General features: G+C 57.4%; 14 protein-coding genes. 10 read left to right on the top strand and 4 right to left on the bottom strand.

The window, feature by feature from the left end:
- Positions 1-201: 201 nt before the first annotated feature.
- A complete protein-coding gene (locus AACH55_RS05865) occupies positions 202-594 on the top strand; it encodes an acyl-CoA thioesterase (RefSeq protein ID WP_338718484.1) in 393 nt (130 codons plus the stop codon).
- A gap of 112 nt (positions 595-706) precedes the next feature.
- Here the strand turns inward: AACH55_RS05865 and AACH55_RS05860 are convergent, their stop codons facing one another.
- The 3 genes from AACH55_RS05860 to AACH55_RS05850 form a co-directional block, all read right to left on the bottom strand.
- Complete coding sequence (locus AACH55_RS05860; RefSeq protein ID WP_338718483.1) at positions 707-2,296, bottom strand: methyl-accepting chemotaxis protein; 1,590 nt, start codon at positions 2,294-2,296, stop codon at positions 707-709.
- Between the two features lie 69 nt (positions 2,297-2,365).
- Positions 2,366-2,563 carry a hypothetical protein gene (locus AACH55_RS05855; protein WP_338718482.1) on the bottom strand — a complete coding sequence of 66 codons (198 nt, stop codon included), beginning with the start codon at positions 2,561-2,563 and terminating at the stop codon, positions 2,366-2,368.
- 131 nt (positions 2,564-2,694) lie between these two features.
- On the bottom strand, positions 2,695-4,248 hold the full coding sequence (locus tag AACH55_RS05850; RefSeq protein WP_338718481.1) for a methyl-accepting chemotaxis protein: 1,554 nt from the start codon (positions 4,246-4,248) through the stop codon (positions 2,695-2,697).
- Positions 4,249-4,932: 684 nt separating this feature from the next.
- On the opposite strand from AACH55_RS05850, the gene AACH55_RS05845 reads away from it, so the two are divergent.
- The 9 genes from AACH55_RS05845 to AACH55_RS05805 all read left to right on the top strand — a co-directional run bounded on the left by AACH55_RS05845 (position 4,933) and on the right by AACH55_RS05805 (position 15,637).
- Positions 4,933-5,535 (top strand): TetR/AcrR family transcriptional regulator, encoded by a 603-nt coding sequence (locus AACH55_RS05845; protein WP_338718480.1) that lies wholly within the window; start codon positions 4,933-4,935, stop codon positions 5,533-5,535.
- 901 nt (positions 5,536-6,436) lie between these two features.
- Positions 6,437-7,474 (top strand): diguanylate cyclase, encoded by a 1,038-nt coding sequence (locus AACH55_RS05840; protein WP_338718479.1) that lies wholly within the window; start codon positions 6,437-6,439, stop codon positions 7,472-7,474.
- 53 nt (positions 7,475-7,527) lie between these two features.
- On the top strand, positions 7,528-8,172 hold the full coding sequence (locus tag AACH55_RS05835; protein ID WP_338718478.1) for a TetR/AcrR family transcriptional regulator: 645 nt from the start codon (positions 7,528-7,530) through the stop codon (positions 8,170-8,172).
- Between the two features lie 24 nt (positions 8,173-8,196).
- On the top strand, positions 8,197-8,427 hold the full coding sequence (locus tag AACH55_RS05830) for an EAL domain-containing protein (RefSeq protein ID WP_338718476.1): 231 nt from the start codon (positions 8,197-8,199) through the stop codon (positions 8,425-8,427).
- Between the two features lie 218 nt (positions 8,428-8,645).
- On the top strand, positions 8,646-9,656 hold the full coding sequence (locus tag AACH55_RS05825; RefSeq protein ID WP_338718474.1) for a TonB-dependent receptor: 1,011 nt from the start codon (positions 8,646-8,648) through the stop codon (positions 9,654-9,656).
- 146 nt (positions 9,657-9,802) lie between these two features.
- Positions 9,803-10,306, top strand: a complete 504-nt coding sequence (locus AACH55_RS05820; protein WP_338718473.1) for a sigma-70 family RNA polymerase sigma factor — start codon at positions 9,803-9,805, stop codon at positions 10,304-10,306.
- Positions 10,306-11,304, top strand: coding sequence for a FecR family protein (locus AACH55_RS05815; RefSeq protein ID WP_338718471.1), 999 nt, complete (start codon positions 10,306-10,308; stop codon positions 11,302-11,304). The genes AACH55_RS05820 and AACH55_RS05815 overlap by 1 nt, the downstream gene beginning before the upstream one ends.
- A gap of 135 nt (positions 11,305-11,439) precedes the next feature.
- On the top strand, positions 11,440-13,857 hold the full coding sequence (locus AACH55_RS05810; RefSeq protein WP_338718470.1) for a TonB-dependent siderophore receptor: 2,418 nt from the start codon (positions 11,440-11,442) through the stop codon (positions 13,855-13,857).
- 868 nt (positions 13,858-14,725) lie between these two features.
- Positions 14,726-15,637, top strand: a complete 912-nt coding sequence (locus AACH55_RS05805; RefSeq protein ID WP_338718469.1) for a LysR family transcriptional regulator — start codon at positions 14,726-14,728, stop codon at positions 15,635-15,637.
- Positions 15,638-15,656: 19 nt separating this feature from the next.
- Here the strand turns inward: AACH55_RS05805 and AACH55_RS05800 are convergent, their stop codons facing one another.
- The gene (locus AACH55_RS05800) at positions 15,657-16,535 is read right to left on the bottom strand and encodes an NAD(P)-dependent oxidoreductase (protein ID WP_338718468.1); all 879 of its coding nucleotides are present in this window, start codon (positions 16,533-16,535) and stop codon (positions 15,657-15,659) included.
- Positions 16,536-16,870: the final 335 nt, after the last annotated feature.

Here is a 16,870-nt window from a genome sequence, read left to right as displayed (position 1 = left end):
GAGCAGAGGGCGACAGGAAGACGTCAGAACAGAAGCGCGTGAATGCAATAACGCGCAATGGTAACGGGATTTGCGAAACCATATATGTCTTCACACCGCTTTACGGGCAAGTCACATGGCGGTCTGAAGCGTGGACGGTGGACGTCCGGTCTTGTTGCGGTTATCGTGTTGGCAGTTTGACTGACCCGATGGAGCAAAGCCGTGTTCACAAAACAATTTGACGTAGACCCCAGGCATATCGATTTTCAAGGCGTGGTCGATGGCCTCTATTACCCGTTTTATATGGAATGGACGCGCCATGCCTTTTTGAAAGAGGCACTGGGCATCGATATCGAAGAGGCGTTCAAACAGGGCCAGGTGTTCATGGTGCTGGAGTACTCGTTACGCTTTCGCAAGAGCCTGCAGAAAGGCGACACCATGGAAGTCACCTGCTCACTGCAAAAGCATGAGAAGCGCAGCCGGGTCAACTTCGTCCAGCAGATCAAGGTGGGCGAGGTCGTTTATGCAGAGGCTGTCTTCGTGGGCGCCTGCTTCATGAACAACCGCCCGTTCGTGCCTGATGCCATCGCGGCGGCGCTGGAGCAGGCCGCCTGAGGATCGCACAGCGCACAGGTTCTACCGCTGGACGGTACTGTTCCCGGACGCTGCGGTCGGGGCGGGCCACCCGGTGAAGGTGAGCGCCGCCTCGACAATCTTGACGCTTCAGTTATTGATATTGCTCCGGAAGCTTGAAGTCACTGATGACCTCGGCCAGTACGCTGGCCTGCTGATTCAGTTGCGTGGTAGCGGAATTGGTTTCCTCGACCAGCGCCGCATTGCGCTGCGTGGCCTGTTCCAGCTGGGAAATCGCCTCATTGATCTCGCCCACGCCCCGGCTCTGCTCTTGCGCTGCCACGGCAATCTCGGCAATGGTCTGACGCACCAGGTCAACATTCTGCACGACATCCTGGATGATCTTGCCGGCATTGTTGACCAGGCTGGAACCGCCCTCCACGGCGGCCAGCGAGGCAGAAATGAGATCCTTGATCTCTCTGGCGGCGGTGGCGCTGCGCTGGGCCAGGCTTCTCACCTCCGAGGCGACCACGGCAAAACCGCGTCCCTGCTCACCCGCACGCGCCGCTTCCACTGCGGCATTGAGCGCCAGGATATTGGTCTGGAAGGCGATACCGTCAATCACGCCGATGATGTCAGCAATCTTGCGGCTGGCCTCATCGATACGGTCCATCGTCTGGACCACATCGCTCATCACCTGGCCGCCATGCTGCGCGACCTCGGATGCCTGGGACACCTGTGCACTGGCCGCGCGCGCGAAGTCCGCCGATTGCTGGACGGTCGCGGCGATCTGTTCCATGGCGCTGGCGGTTTCTTCAAGACTGGACGCGGCCTGCTCCGTTCTTCCGCTCAGATCGCTATTGCCGGCCGCTGCTTCAGTGCTGGCCTGACTGACCGCGAGCGCAGCACGGCGGGACTTGCTGACCAGCGAGCGCAGGGACTCTTGCATGCTGCCGACGTTTCTCGAGAAACTGGCAATCTCCGACTTCCCGTGCAGGACGGGGACCGTGCTGCTGAGATCGCCTTCTGCAATTTTCAGGGTGATGCGTTCCATCTCGCGCAAAGGCGACGCAATGCTTCGCGTCAGCAACCACGCCAGGAGTATCGAAAAGACGATGCTTGCCGTCGTAATGCTCAGCAGAACCATCTTCGATTTTTGAATGGCGTCTTCGATTTTCCCGCCGAATTCAGCCGTGCGCCGCTCCTGATAACGGACCAGTTCGCTGCCTGCATTCACGTAGGCCGTTGAGATGGACTTCATGTCGTACACCAGCTTTTGCCGGGTCTGGGCATCGGCGCCCACCTCTTCCAGCTGTTGACGCACCACCAGATAGCGTTTGCGCTCCTCCGCCATGCGCGCCAGGATCGCCTTGCCTTCGTCGCTCACGTCGAGTTCAGCGTAGCGCTTCTGGATCTCGGTGGTGCGCTTGACCAGATAAGCCATGTCGTCCGAGAAGAACTTCAGCAAGGTCTCATTGGCGGTGACCCCAAGCGCCAGTGCGCGGGCCACGTTCACGATGATGTTTTCACGCCATTCCTTGGCCAGCGCAAGCCGCTCGGCCTGCTCCTGCTGAAGAATCGTGTTGGCTCGCTGCACTTCCTTCAACTGCGCCTGCATCGCCAGCAACATCACGATGATCAGCGCGATGATCAAGGCGAAACCCAATGCCAGACGCCTTCCTACCGACAACCTGTTCAAGAACGACATACCTTCCCATCCATTTATTATCAATTGTTGATTCACATCGACGAACCCGGGAATGCAACGCTGCCTCACCCCCAGGGCCGTCATCCCATCAAAGACGACGCTTGCCTAGTCGCGTCTATTGGCTTTTTCCAACGCCGCAGCGGCAGAGGATCTGATGCCCCGAATATCCTTCTCCTGAAACTGGAGAACGAGATCATCAGCGATCTCTTGCAACGCCTGGGCGATTTCATTGAGCCTGGCCAGCTGGGAGAGCAACATGCGTTGCTCATCTTCCTCTGACATATCATCGGCAGGATTGATCAAACGGAACTCCTTCGCGCCCCTCGCGAGGGACATTCTGCGGTGCAGCCCTTCTTCAGTTCGTCGTGGACTGGCACCGGACATGCGTGGCATGGCTTGTCATTTCGCAGCACGACCGCAATTCCGTTGGCCGGTCAGACATCGATCACATCATCATGATGCGGCCGGTTCCGTATCTCGAAGAAGGCAATGGTTTTCTGCAGAAGCATGGCCTGCTCCTTCAGAAGCGCGGAAGTAGCGGCAATCTGCTCGACCAGGGAGGCATTCTGCTGAGTGGTCTGATCGATCTGCACGATGGCATCGTTGATCTGGGCGATTCCCGAGCTTTGCTCGCCCGATGCATTGGCGATCTCGTGCATCAACTCCCTGGTGGTGCGGGAAGCGGACGTGATTTCCGAGATCGTGCCCACGGTCCCTTCAACGATGTGCTTTCCCTCTTCGATCTGAGCCACCGAGGCGACGATCAGATCCTTGATTTCCTTGGCGGCACTGGAGCTGCGCTGTGCCAGGGCACGCACTTCGGTGGCCACCACCGCAAAGCCCCGGCCATTTTCTCCGGCACGGGCAGCCTCCACGGCCGCATTGAGCGCCAGGATATTGGTCTGGAAAGAGATCCCTTCGATGACGCTGATGATCTCCGACATGCGACCGGAGCTGCTGGCAATCTCATGCATGGTCTGGACCGCATGGCTGATTTCCTTGCTGCTACGCTCAGCCACTTGCGATCCGTTGACCGCCAGTTCACTGGCCGACCTGGCATTGGTGGAATTCATCTGCACGGCGCTGAGCAATTCCTCCACGCTGGAGGCAGTCTCTTCCAGGGAAGCGGCCTGCTTTTCAGTCCGGTGGGACAGATCGCTGTTGCCCTCGGCGATCTCGGCCGCGGCCAGCGAGACTGCATCCGTGCTGCGCTGGATTTCTTCAATCACGCGTTCGAGGTTGCCGCGCATTTTTGCGATGGCCTGCATCAGTCGGGAAATTTCGTCTTTGCCCGTATCGTTCACATCGACCGTGAGACGTCCGGCTCCGATGCTTTCGGCCACCTGGCCGGCGTACTGCAGGCGCCGCGAAATCTGGCGTGCCAGCCAGAGACTGATGATCAAAATCAGCGCAGTGCTGGCAACGAATGCGATCAGGTTGATGACGGTCGATGCCGAAATGGTCGCATCAATATTATCGGTATATTGCCTGGCCAGCTCGCGGTTATAGGCCTTGTCGGCATCGATGCTTTGCATCAGTGCCGCAATCAGGTCCGTACCCTGCATCAGCATCGCTGCGGCTTTGGCGGGATCGGATTGCTGCAGCAGGCTGAGCCTCATGTTGTTATAGGCTGCGAAGTCTTTCTGGACCTGTGCAAACAGTGCCCGATCCTTGTCATCCGAGATGTCCTGCGTCTCATAACGGGCCAGGGCTTGCTGCACCAGTTGATAGGCTTGCTCGATATCTTTTCTGGCACGCGCCTTGACGCCTTCGTCACTGATGAAGGTGTAGCTGAGGACGGCGATACGCAGCTTGAATACCGACGCAGTGATCTGATCCAGGTCCGTCACACTGGGGACCGTATCGTTGACGATCTTGGAAACGGAGGCGTTGACTTTGTGTATCTGGTGATAATTGACGCCGCACAAGGTGGCCAGGGCCAGCACAATCAGAAACGAGAGAAGGTAGAGTTTTTTGGCGATGCTCATGACAGGGTAAATCCATTCGTGGCTACGGAAGAATCGTCTCCTTCTCTTGTGCAGACTCGGAAGGATTTTTTCTGGCTCAGATCAAGGTTAGGGTGGAGTGAAAGCACAATGCATCGCGAACTGCAAAAGCAGCCCGCGGGTCGCGAGGACGAGTGGAATTTGTCTTCAGGCTAGGCATTGCGGACTACGTAAGAGAAGGCGACGCATTCGGTCACTATCTCGGCGCTCGGGAAGAACGACGCGCAAACGGTGCAGGACGGAGGGACATGGTGTTCGTTCCTCCGTGCAGAATTTGCGAAAAAGCGCTTGGAATATCCTGAACCGCGCCACCATGCCCCCGACATGATGACGCCTAACAGAGACATCCGCGTCAAACTATAATTCATCGCGTATCTGAATACAATCCGTATTTATGATCGGGCTGATCTCTGTTGTTTATTGGTTTGGGGCGCTGCCCTGTGGGCCAGATGACAGATGAACAAGCCAATATCCCAGAGGATGCGGCGTCGTTTCCACACCACGCTCCTGTGATTTTTAGTGTGAAATCTTTACTCGCTTTCACTCAGCAATGGAGGGAAGCAGCCTCTTATCAGAAATGCAAATGACATTCCAATTCACTCTGTACCGAAATTCATCAAGAATCACCTGGATGCCGATGCTAAACTACGCCCCATGAAGCAACGAATGACCCGCCAGCAAAGCAAAGACGAAACCAGAGAACGCCTTCTTGAGGCGGCCAGGAAACTGTTTTTGCAAAAAGGACTGGCTGGCGCCACCATTGAAGAGATCACCGCCGAAGCCGGTTACACCCGGGGAGCGTTCTACTCGAACTTCGAGGGCAAGGAGTCCGTGCTGCTTGAGCTGCTCCTGCACAACATCAAGCAGATGACGACGGAGGCCGCGCGGATAGCCTCTTCCGGGACGACCCCGATGGAAATGCGCACCTCACTGCTGAAGTACTACCGGACACTGTTCTATCAGAACGACGCGTTCATCCTGTGGGCAGAGGCTCGCATCCTGGCGTTTCGGAATGAGCAGTTCCGGGCCGCCTTCAACGAACTGATCAAAGACGCCCTCTCCCACATCGTCGACATTCTCAACAAGTTCGCTACGGCCACGGGCATCAGGCTCGAGGTGCCACCGTCTTATATTGCATTCGGACTGGCGGCCCTGTTCGAAGGAATTCAGGCCAACAAAATCTCCAATCCTCAACACATCAGCGATGAGATGGTGGAAACGGTCATGGCCTATTTCCTGTCCAGCGCGCTGTTGGGAAAACCCGCCTGACCGGTCCGGGCTGCCAGCCGGTCTTTGAGCACGGCTGTGCGCGCGATGTGGGGTGATCGGGAATCATGATTTGAAATCCACACCAGCAGCATCGATGGAATCGCTAACGATTTATATCGAATTCCCTGCACTGGTGGATCAGTGCATTGTGCTTGATTCAACGGCGACCGGCATCGCTGCAGCGGGTAATCAACGCTCACACTAAACACTTGAAAATAGTTAACTTAGTCGTTAGCATTTGCCTGACGTATTGCTGACATCAGGCATGACCAATACGTTGCGAATCGCATCTTTTGTTAGCTCACCATCCCACGTTGAATCCGCAACCCTCCAGGGTCTACGACAAGATGAAAACTAAGCGGGGATGATGATGTTGTTGGGAATCCCGGCAAAACTCACCAATCATGCCGGCTCACTGTTTTACCAGAAAATGCGCGCGCTAAATTGTTGCGCAAACAACGGCGTGTCGTTCAGGTTGATGATCACGAATTACTTGCCCTGAGCCCTGAGGCAATGCTGGTCGGCACTGAATTCCGGTCACCACCATCAAGAAAAAAATTAGCGATATCGCTAGACCAGTTGCGTCATGGGGGGGAAGGAAATGCGTAACGTCGTCACGGCTCATCCGGTGCTGCCCACGCGAGATGAGCATGCCTGCCAGTCAGAGACAGCAGAACACCTCAACCATTACTGCGGGCAGCCTCGCCGCACTTCGTCAATCACATTGCGTATCGTCCCCTTTCAACTTCTGGAGACTGACCAGCAGTCCCGCTAGCAGTGCAAAGTAATCGGCCCGGCCCATGAGAGCTGGCGTGTTGTGTCGTGCGCGCTTCTGAAGACGCAGACAACTGTGCGCATATTCATCCTGATCTGTTTAATCAACTTGGAGGATTGGAGGGGCATGAAGACGGACCTTGAAGAACGTCATCGTCGTTCGCAGTCTGACAAATCTGCGGCCAGCCATTTCCCCAGGCTGCTCCAGGCAGCGCTGGATTCTCTGGACAGTCAGATCGCCGTGATCGATTGCACTGGCGTGATCCATTACGTGAACAAGACCTGGTGTGACTTCGGCAAGGAGAATGGCATCCCCTCCGGATACCGGTGGATCGGCGCCAACTATCTTGCCGTATGCCATACGGCGGGAAGCCGTGGCGATGGCGATGGACAACAGGTGTATGCCGGCATCAGAGCCGTTATCGAATCGGGTGCACCCTGTTTTCAGTACGAGTATCCATGCCATAGCCCCAATGAACAGCGTTGGTTCATGATGCGCATCGCCCCGATGCTGGAGGCAGAAAATTTTTTCGTCGTTTCTCACAACGTCATCACAGGACGCAAGCTGGCTGAACAGCGCATAGAACGGCTGAATGAAAAACTTGCGCTGCTGGCCGTCACGGATAAATTGACGGGCCTGGCCAACAGAATGAAGCTGGACGAAGCACTTGAGAGCGAAATCACGCGTGCCCGTCGATACGAAAAAAAGTTATCGCTGATACTGCTCGACGTGGATCACTTCAAGGAAGTCAATGACAAATTCGGACATTCGGCTGGCGATGCTGTTCTCGTGCGGATTGCCGAGATTCTGCGGGCCAACGTCCGGGCCACGGACATCGTGGGTCGTTGGGGCGGAGAAGAGTTTCTGCTGATCTTGCCGGAGTGCGACGTCGAGGCTGCTTCGTGCATGGCCGAGAAACTAAGGCTGATTGTCGAGCGACATCGCTTCGCCTTTGTCGACACGCGCACATGCAGCTTCGGGGTGGCGGCCTATCAATCCGGACAGGATGGCACTACGCTTCTTTCCCTGGCCGATTCGGCACTCTATCGCGCCAAGAACAGCGGACGCAACCGTGTCGAGATCGCCATGAACATCAAGCAGTACGTCAACACAAGAGCGCGCACAAACAGGTTGGCGCGCCTGAATCAGCCTGTCGATTCATAACATAAAGAGCATCTTCAATTCACCTGGACAATCGATGATGGGGGGCCTTCACGATGCAAGTTCATTCCGAGTTGGGCGCGACAAGGAGAGGTCGTGGGCGGCCGCGCAATCCTGAAAGCAGAGTCCGGCTTCTGGACGCCGGACGCATGCTGATATTGGAGCAAGGGCTGGACTTCAATATCGAGTCGATTGCGACGAATGCCGGTGTCGCCCGGCGCACTTTCTACAGCTATTTCGAAGACAAGGAAGCCTTCGTCGCGGAGCTGTTGCGCGATGCCGAGACAGCGCCTGATACGCCAGGGGACAAGTTTGCAGACATCCTGGACAAACCGCTGTCCGATGCACTCTACGAACTCGGCATCGGCTATCTGAACGGCATCAGCCAGCGCAGGGAATTCAAATGGGCGCGGCTCCTGGCCTCGGCAAACAAGACATATCCCAGCTTGGTTGACCGTATATTCATGGAAGCCCGGAGCCGGGACTATGCATTGCTGACCCAGATTGTCGAGCAAGCGATGACCGACGGCAGGCTCATCTCCTGTGATCCCTCTGAAGCCGTCGGAGATATCGTCGGCTTATGGCATGGCACCGCCGTCTGGCAAATGGTGATGGGCCTGCTGCCTCCCCCAAGTCATGAAGAAATCAGCCGGCGCGTTCGCAGAGGTGTAGACCTGTTCCTGTGCCTCTATGAGCCGTGAACCCAGTCGGCCAGGCACGGTAGCTTGGCTGATCTGCCCGATGGCGTATGTATCCTGAAGAGCTTCCTGCAGCAGGTGCTGGAGGAAGCTGTGGATGTCCGGCTATTCAGAGCCATCGTCACACTGACCAAGAGTCTGGACCTGGAAGTCATCGTCGAAGGCGTGGAAGACCCGGCGCAAATTCAGAATGCCTGGCGCTCTATTGTGCTTGAGAATTATAATTGGAAATTAAGCCTATATAAATCAATGAGATAGCTAATGCTCCCAGACCAATTTCTCTCGCTAAAGAATGGAAAAGGTCTCCACTTATAATTCACAAATATATTTACCAAGGAGCAACGGTAATTCCCCCCATTTCTAACGTTTGCCAGAAGTAGAAACGTCAAGCAGCCATGGCCAGCCGCTGTTTCGGGGTAAATCCGCCCAAGGCCGTGTAAGGGCGCTCATGGATAGGCGATGTAACGCTGGCAGGCTTGAAACACAAGTTGCTCGCAGGCGCCGACTACGGCTATCTGGAAGTGGGTAGTCGCGGCTCGACGGTGAGTACCATGACACTGGATCTGTTCAATTCCAGCTATGTGTCGGGGCTGACCGCGAGTGATCCTCTGCAGTCCCACCAGGGACGTGGCAAGGATTACGGCTTGTATGTAATGGATCAGGTTACCCTCACTCCGGAAATCAAGGCCATGCTTGCGTTGCGGGCCGATCGCTTCGTCAATGAGTCTCTGCAGAGTGATGTTGTCGTGGGGCGTGGCGAGCAATCTGCGTTGTCACCCAGGCTGGGTCTGGTTTGGCAGCCCTGGAACAAGACTTCGCTGTTCGCGGACTGGAGTCGCAGCCATGCTCCCAACGTGGGGCATAGCGGCAGCAACGTCACTTATGATGCCGAAGTGGCAGAACAAATCGAAGTAGGCGTGAAACAGGATCTGATCAAGGACCGACTTACCGGTTCGGTGGCATTGTTCAACCTGAAGCGCAAGAACATCCTCACTACCGATCCGGTCAACCCATTGCTGCAGGTCCTGAGTGGAGAGCAGCGTAGCCGTGGCCTGGAGGTCGATCTCACGGGAGCCATCGCCGCAGGCTGGCAAGTCATCGCCAGCTATGCTTATACCCAGGCGACCGTGCGGGCAGATACCAGCACTCCGGTGGGTGACACGCTGACCAATGTGCCTCGCCATAGCGGTAGCGTTTGGACTACGTATGAGTTCAAATCGCTGCCGGGCCTGAAGGCCGGCGCCGGCGTTTACGCCATGGGTGCACGCGAAGCGAGCTTGCCCAATACGTTCAAGCTGGCTGGCTACGCTCGCACCGATCTCATGCTCGCGTATCAGACTGGTCCATGGAAGACGCAGTTCAACGTCTTCAACGTGTTTAATCGACGTTACTACACTGGTGGATCCGCATCGAACTTCAACTACACGTTGAGTCCGAGTCGCCCCTTGGCAGCACAGGTTTCGGTATCGTATCGGTTCGGATCGTAGAAGCGCGTCTAATGATTTGAAATACCGATCAGGCGGCTGAGAACAATTGCTGCTGAGTATGCGCTTGTGTGGCCCAACAGCCACTTGCACTATTTTCCTTTAATAGCAATAATTCTCATTATTAAAAACAGAATTCTGGCTCACCTATGCCGTCCGGCACTCAAGATGCTTCTCTGGCGCAGTTTTACGATGCCCACCATAGCTGGCTTCAGGGCTGGCTACGGCAACGGCTCGGGTGTCAGCATGATGCGGCCGATCTGAGCCAGGACACGTTCATCCAGGTCGTGGCGGCACGCAATGTGCAAGATATCCAGGAACCGCGTGCCTTTCTGGTCACCCTGGCCAAGCGCGTCATGTTCAACTTCTGGCGCCGCCGCGACATTGAACAAGCTTATCTTGAGGAGCTCGCCGGACTACCAACCGGTTGCGTCCCGTCTGAAGAAGATCGCGCTTTGGTGTTGGAGGCGCTCCAGCAGATCGATGCCATTCTCGGCGCATTGAAACCCAACGTACGTGAAGTGTTTTTGCTGAGCCAGCTGCATGAGCTGACCTACCGTGACATCGGGGAACGTCTGAACATGCCTGTCATCACAGTGCGCCGTTACATGACCCAAGCCATGCGCGCATGCTGGCTGGCCAGCATCCATTAATGGCAGCGGCCGACAAACCTTGCATCGACAGCGCGCTGGAAGATGCCCCTGCGGAGCGAGCCATCGAATGGATTGTGCTGCTTCGCTCCGGGGAGGCCACGCCCGACGATTACCGCCGTTTTTCAACCTGGCGCGATGCGAATCCGCTGCATGCCCAAGCCTGGGAACGTCTGCAAGGCATGCTGCAACGCGCATTTACCCCTATTCGCAACGCGGAAAGCGAAGCACCCGGCCACATCGGCGCCATGGAGCGCATCCTGCTGCGCCCGCCGGCTTCCGCCAGTCGTCGCAAACTGCTCCGCCGTACGCTGGGCATCGCTGCAACGGGCCTGGCGACGGGTTTCATGTTGAACCGATCGTGGCCATTGGGCACATTGAGCGCCGATTTGCGCACCGGCACCGGCCAGCGCAAAAGCTTTTCACTGCCGGATGGCAGTACCGTTGTGTTGAATGCGCGTTCGGCGGCCAATGTCGTTTTTCGCGATGGCATACGCCGCATCGACTTGCGCCAGGGTGAATTGATCGCCACGGTGGCGGCAGACCCTGCCCGGCCATTCGTTGTCCAGACCGATCACGGTACGGCGCGGGCATTGGGCACGAAATTCCTGGTGCGGCGCGATGAAGATCGTACGATGGCACTCGTGCTTGAGCACAGCATCCGCGTGAGCAACGGTATCGACGAAACACAGCTCCGCAAAGGCCAGGCAGCCTGGTATCACGCTGCCGGCGTGGAGCGGATCAATGACAATCTGAGCGGGCGTGCAGCCTGGGCTGACGGCATGCTGGTCGCCAATGAAGAAAGTCTGGCCGACGTAATTGCCGCCTTGCGCCCCTACCGCAAAGGCTTTATTCGCATCTCGCCCGAGGCCGCACGTTTGCAGGTGTTGGGCGCATTTCCGCTAGACGACACCGACAACGTGCTGCGCTCGCTGGAGCAAACGATGTCGCTGCGCGTGCGCAATTACGGCAGCATGCTGGTCACTATTGACCTGAAATAAGCATCAACCATCAACGCCCGAAAAAACATCCGACAATATTTACACTTGTAAGCCGGACAGGATGATCACTTTTCAGCGCCTCGCGTTACCCCTTTCTTAGAACAACCCCACATTCTAAAAAAGGGAACACGCCTGATGAAACACCCTCTCTCACTACAACCCCGTCCGCTCGCCCTTGCCCTCGCCGTCTCTGCGGCGTGCATCACCTTCACATCGCCTCACGTGCTGGCGCAAGCCGTCATCTCCGGTAACGCCACAGCCGCGCAAGCGCGCGCCTATCACCTTCCGGCCGGCCCACTTGGCACCACGCTGATGCAGATTGCCCAGCAAAGCGGTCAGGCGATCGCGGTGGATCCGGAACTGGTGCGCGGGCGCCAGGCGCCTGCCATCAATGGCCAATTCACCACCGCCGAGGCCGTACAACAGGCCATCGGCAACAGCGACTTGCAGTTGCAGCAGACGGCCAACGGCACCTTCATGTTAAAGCGTCGTGAAGCAGGCACCGGTGATGCTGCCAGCCTGCCGGTAGTCACCGTGTCGGCCGGCGCACCGTTGCGCCAGATGTCGACCCAGGGCTCCGATACCTACACGATTCGCGAAAGCAGCACCGCCGCCCGCATTGCCTTGTCGCCACGAGAAACGCCGCAGACCATCACGGTGACCACGCGTGCCAAGATGGACGACTTCAAGCTCAATACGGTCAATGACGTGCTGGCCAATACCGCCGACGTGACGGTTGAAAAGGCGGAAACCGAACGTACCTATTTCACGGCGCGCGGCTTCGATGTGACCAACTTCATGTTCGATGGTGTCGGTGTGCCGTTGACCTATGGTGCCCAGGCCGGTGATCTCGACACCGCCATGTTCGACCGCATCGAAGTACTGCAAGGCGCCAACGGCCTGGCGGTGTCGACCGGCAATCCGTCCGCGACGGTCAATTTCGTGCGCAAGCGCCCCACGACTGACTTCCAGGCATCGGTCGGCATCACGTTGAGCTCATGGAATACCAAGCGGCTCGACGCCGATATTTCCGGTGCGCTGAATGAAGCCGGCACCGTTTCCGGACGCATCGTGGCAGCCCACCAGGAAGGCAATTCCTATCTTGACCGCTACCAGCCGACGAAAGACCTGGTCTATGGCGTCGTCCAGGCTGATCTCAGCAATTCGACGACCGCCACCTTGGGTTACAGCTACCAGAAGGTGCACGCGCGCGGCGCAATGTGGGGAGCCCTGCCCCTGACTAATGCCGACGGCAGCCAGGCGCAATACGGCGTCGGCACCAACACCTCGGCCGACTGGTCGTATTACGACTCCACCGAACAGCGCGCCTTTGCAGAATTGAACCAGCAACTCGGGAATGGCTGGCAGTGGAAGACCTCGCTGAACTATGACGTCATCGACAGCGACAGCTCTCTTTTCTACGTGGCCGGCGCCTATGACGCATCCACCGGTACAGGTTTGCAGGGCTTTCCTTCGGCGACTACCAGCAGTAACAAACGTACCTTCATCGACAGCAACATCACCGGCCAATACAGCCTGTTCGGACGTGAGCACGACCTCAACGTCGGGGTGAGCTGGTCTCGCTCCAAACAGACGCAGATGAGCCGCAATACCGATTCGGGCTTTGGCGGCTATTACTACGACATTCCCCTGTCGCAGGCTTTCGGCGGCGCGTTCCCGTCCCCGGTTTACGACGGCGATATGACCACAGAAGGCTATACCGATACCCGCAAGACCCTCTATGCGGCCACCCGGTTAAACCTGCATGATCGCGTCAAATTGCTGTTGGGCGCCAATTACACCCAGGCTGAATCGTCCGGCTATGCAGAAAAAAGCGCGCACGTATTGAGTCAATCCGCCGTGTCGCCGTACGCTGGGTTGGTGGTCGATCTCAATGACAATATCTCGGCTTTCGGCAGCTACACCAAAATCTTCAGCCCGCAATACCAGGTCGACGTCAACCACGCCACGCTGGCGGCGGCAAAAGGCAATAGCTACGAGTTGGGGCTGAAAGGTGAATTCTTCGAACGTCGCCTGAATGCGTCCGCGTCGGTGTTCCGTGCCAAGCAAACCGGCTTGGCCAATTACGCCGGCGCCTTTGCTGATTTCACTTACTACTACGAAGGCATCAACGCCAAATCGGAAGGTGTTGAACTTAACCTGAACGGTCAACTGGCTAAAAACTGGCAAGCCGGCATCGGTCTGGTGACATTGCGCATGACGGACGACAGCGGCGCTTCGGTTCGCACCTATGTGCCGCGCAAACAAGTGCGTTTGTCGACCACCTATCGCGTGCCGCAACTGGAACAACTCAAGGTCGGCGCCAGCTTGCTGTATCAAAGCAAGACCAGCTACGACACGACCAATGCGGCCTACCAGGGTGGTTATTCCGTGTTTAACCTGATGTCCAGCTACGAGATCAACAAGCACTTGTGCGTCTCGTTGAACCTGAACAACGTCTTCAACAAGAAATATCTCTACAGCGTGTCGCAGGGATCGGGCTATTACGCGCCGCCGATCAATGGCAGCCTGGCGATCAACTGGAAGTATTGATGCTGGCGTGGCGTTGGGCGCCCTGCTCCGCCGCCGACCTTAAAGCTCTTGTGGGACGGGCATTGACGCTCAATGAAGGCAAGAAATATTGACTCATAATCCGTTGGTGCCGTGTTCGACTCACGGGGGGGGCACCATATAAAACAAGAGTGGACATCCAGGAAGTCGGCTGACACCGACTTCAGTAGCCCCCCGTTCGCTTGGGGTCAATCTCTCGTGTGCAGGCAATAGCTCCTGCAACCTACCAGCGCCCGCCAACATAGATGGTGGGCGCTGGTAGGCAGTGACCGACGTGTTAGCCTTCACAAGGTTGATTTGGGCATTGAGCTTATCTCGTTCAAATACGATTGATTACATAAGTGGCCTGATAGCGGGATCATCAAGCCGGGGCAAGTATTCTGCACTCGCTAGCGGCTTCGGTGGTTTCGGAAGCGATGCCAGACCTGCATATCGCCCCGCGACTGTGACGAGCTCCCTACAATCGAATGACTGGCGGTTATATAGCGCGCGTCCCCCCATCAGATTGCCCACTTCCATTTCATATTCACCAGATACTGTTCCCGAGTTCCTTTGACACTCATGCCGCGTGCATCCCCCCCCCAATCGAATGATGTATGGGGTGTTGGCAGGTGCATCACTGACCAGCTTGCGCGCCTGCGCATCCGTCCCGTGCAAGACCTGCGCAATGCGCCCCTGACGGCCAACGAAGATGACGAAGCTCCATAAATGTCTTCCATGTCAATGCGACAACCGAGCCATGACGCTCAAGTACGCGAATCCATCGGGAGTACTTTCAAATTGCCTCTTGAAATGATGGACAAATTAAAGATATAAGTTACCATAACCTTTCTTTGTAACTTGCATAAGAATGAAAGATATCAAGACGCTTGATCTCAACCTGCTCAAGGCTTTGGACGCATTGCTCGACGAATGCAATGTAACTCGCGCTGCCAACCGACTCGGGGTGACCCAGCCGGCAATGAGCGGCATGCTGACGCGACTGCGCGACAACTTCGCAGACCCATTGTTCGTGCGCGCTCAACGCGGCATCGTGCCGACACAGCGCGCTCTGGAGTTGAGCGCTCCGCTCAAGCAGATCCTCGGCGAAATTGGTACCTTGCTGCAGCCGACCGTGTTCGACCCCGCAACCGCGCGGATGACGTTCACCATCGCAGCGACCGATTACGCGCTGCGCGCTGTCGCGTTGCCACTTCTGTCAGCGCTCAAACTGCAAGCACCTCACATGCAAGTGGCGTTGGTGCCGGTCGATGACAAGCAAGTGCAGGCACAGCTTGAACGCGGCGATATCGATCTGGCGCTGGTAACGCCCCAAAGCACTCCTCTCGACCTGCATGCCCGGAACCTGTTCGAGGAGCACTACGTATGCGTGCTGCGTGACGGACACCCCGCCATAAAGGGGCGCAAGCAACTGACCATCAATCAGTTTTGTGCCTTGGATCACGCGCTTGTGTCGTACACAGGAGGTGGGTTCCGCGGTGTGACCGACGAGGCGCTTGAGAAACTCGGCAAACAGCGTCAGGTCACCTTGTCGGTCAAGAGCTTTCTCATCCTTCCCGAAATCCTACAAGCCAGCGATATGGTCGCCATCCTGCCGAGCCGACTGGTGACTGGCATGCCAGGGCTGGCAGTATTCGATCCGCCCATTGACGTTCCAGGTTTTACCAAGGTTGCTGCCTGGCACGAGCGCACGCATCACGACGTCGCGCACAGGTGGCTGCGCGAATTGATGTTCCAGTCGTGCGCAAGGCCCAGCGCTTGAGTGGCCGTGTGTCCCCGGCTCAGCGGGCCGGCGACGGCTCGGCGGACAGCTTGACCACAGCGGTCATGTTCTCGTCGCCCAGGCCGCGTTCGATCGCAGCGCGAAACACGCTGCGCGCGGCGGCAATGGTCGGCGCGACTACGTCTGAACCTGCCGCCTGCAAGGTGTAGCCAAAGTCCTTCTCGATCAGCTCGATCGGGAACTGCGGCGCGAAGTTGCCTGCCAGCATCGAGCCAGAGATGCGCCCGGCTACGGGACTCCACACCGGCGTTATGGCGACGGCATCGAGCACGCGCGCCACGTCGGCTCCCGAATGCTGGAGCATGCCGACCAGTTCGCCCAGTACCGCGACCTGGATACCCAACAAGGTGTTGGTGGTCAGCTTGGCCAATGCGCCCGAACCCAACGGGCCAACGTGCCGGATGGCCGAGCCCATCGCCGTGAGGATTGGCGCGGCATGCGTCAGCGTATCAACTTCGCCGCCCACCAGATAGACCAGTTGCGCCGCCTCAGCCTGTGGCGTGCTGCCGGAGACAGGCGCTTCGAGCAGATCAATGCGGCGCGCGGCTGCCTGCGCGCCCAGTTCCCGGATCCATTTGACGGTCAGCGTCGAGCTTTCGAGCGCGATCGCGCCGGCGGCCATGCCCGCCAGCGCGCCGGTATCCGGATCGAGCCAGACCTGGCGTGAGGCCTGGTCGTCGCGTACCATCGCCATCACGAAGTCGGCTCCGGCAGCGGCTTGCTTTGGCGTGGCGGCCAGCGCTGCGCCGGCGGCGACCAGCTCCTCGGCGGCGGCCGCGCTGCGATTCCAGACGGTCACGGCGTGACCGGCCTTGATGAGGTTGGCGGCCATGCGCGATCCCATCGCGCCCAGGCCCAGTACGGCAATCTTGCTCATGCTGCAATTCCTTGAATTAGATTGGGGGAATCAGCGAAGGCATTCCCGCCAGTGGATCAACACCCGCCGAAGCAGAGCTCCGAGACGGTTTCTCGCTTGCCGCCAGGCACAGGCCTCGGCGACAGAAGGATGATCCAACCGCAAGAGAAATAAGTCCAATCCAAGATAATTATTCAATTCATCAGAAAAAGACATATCAGAGATTCGTGCCGCCAACGGACTGGTTGCGATGCTTGTGCGTGTTTCCAAATGCCAACCGGCGATGTCGGAACGTTGTATGGGCCTGGTACTAGCACATCGGCGGGATCGCGATGCGGTTGCGAAGGGTAACGTCC

The organism is Herbaspirillum sp. DW155 (genome assembly GCF_037076565.1).
Taxonomy (GTDB): domain Bacteria; phylum Pseudomonadota; class Gammaproteobacteria; order Burkholderiales; family Burkholderiaceae_D; genus Herbaspirillum.
This window is presented reverse-complemented; position numbering and strand designations above follow the sequence as displayed.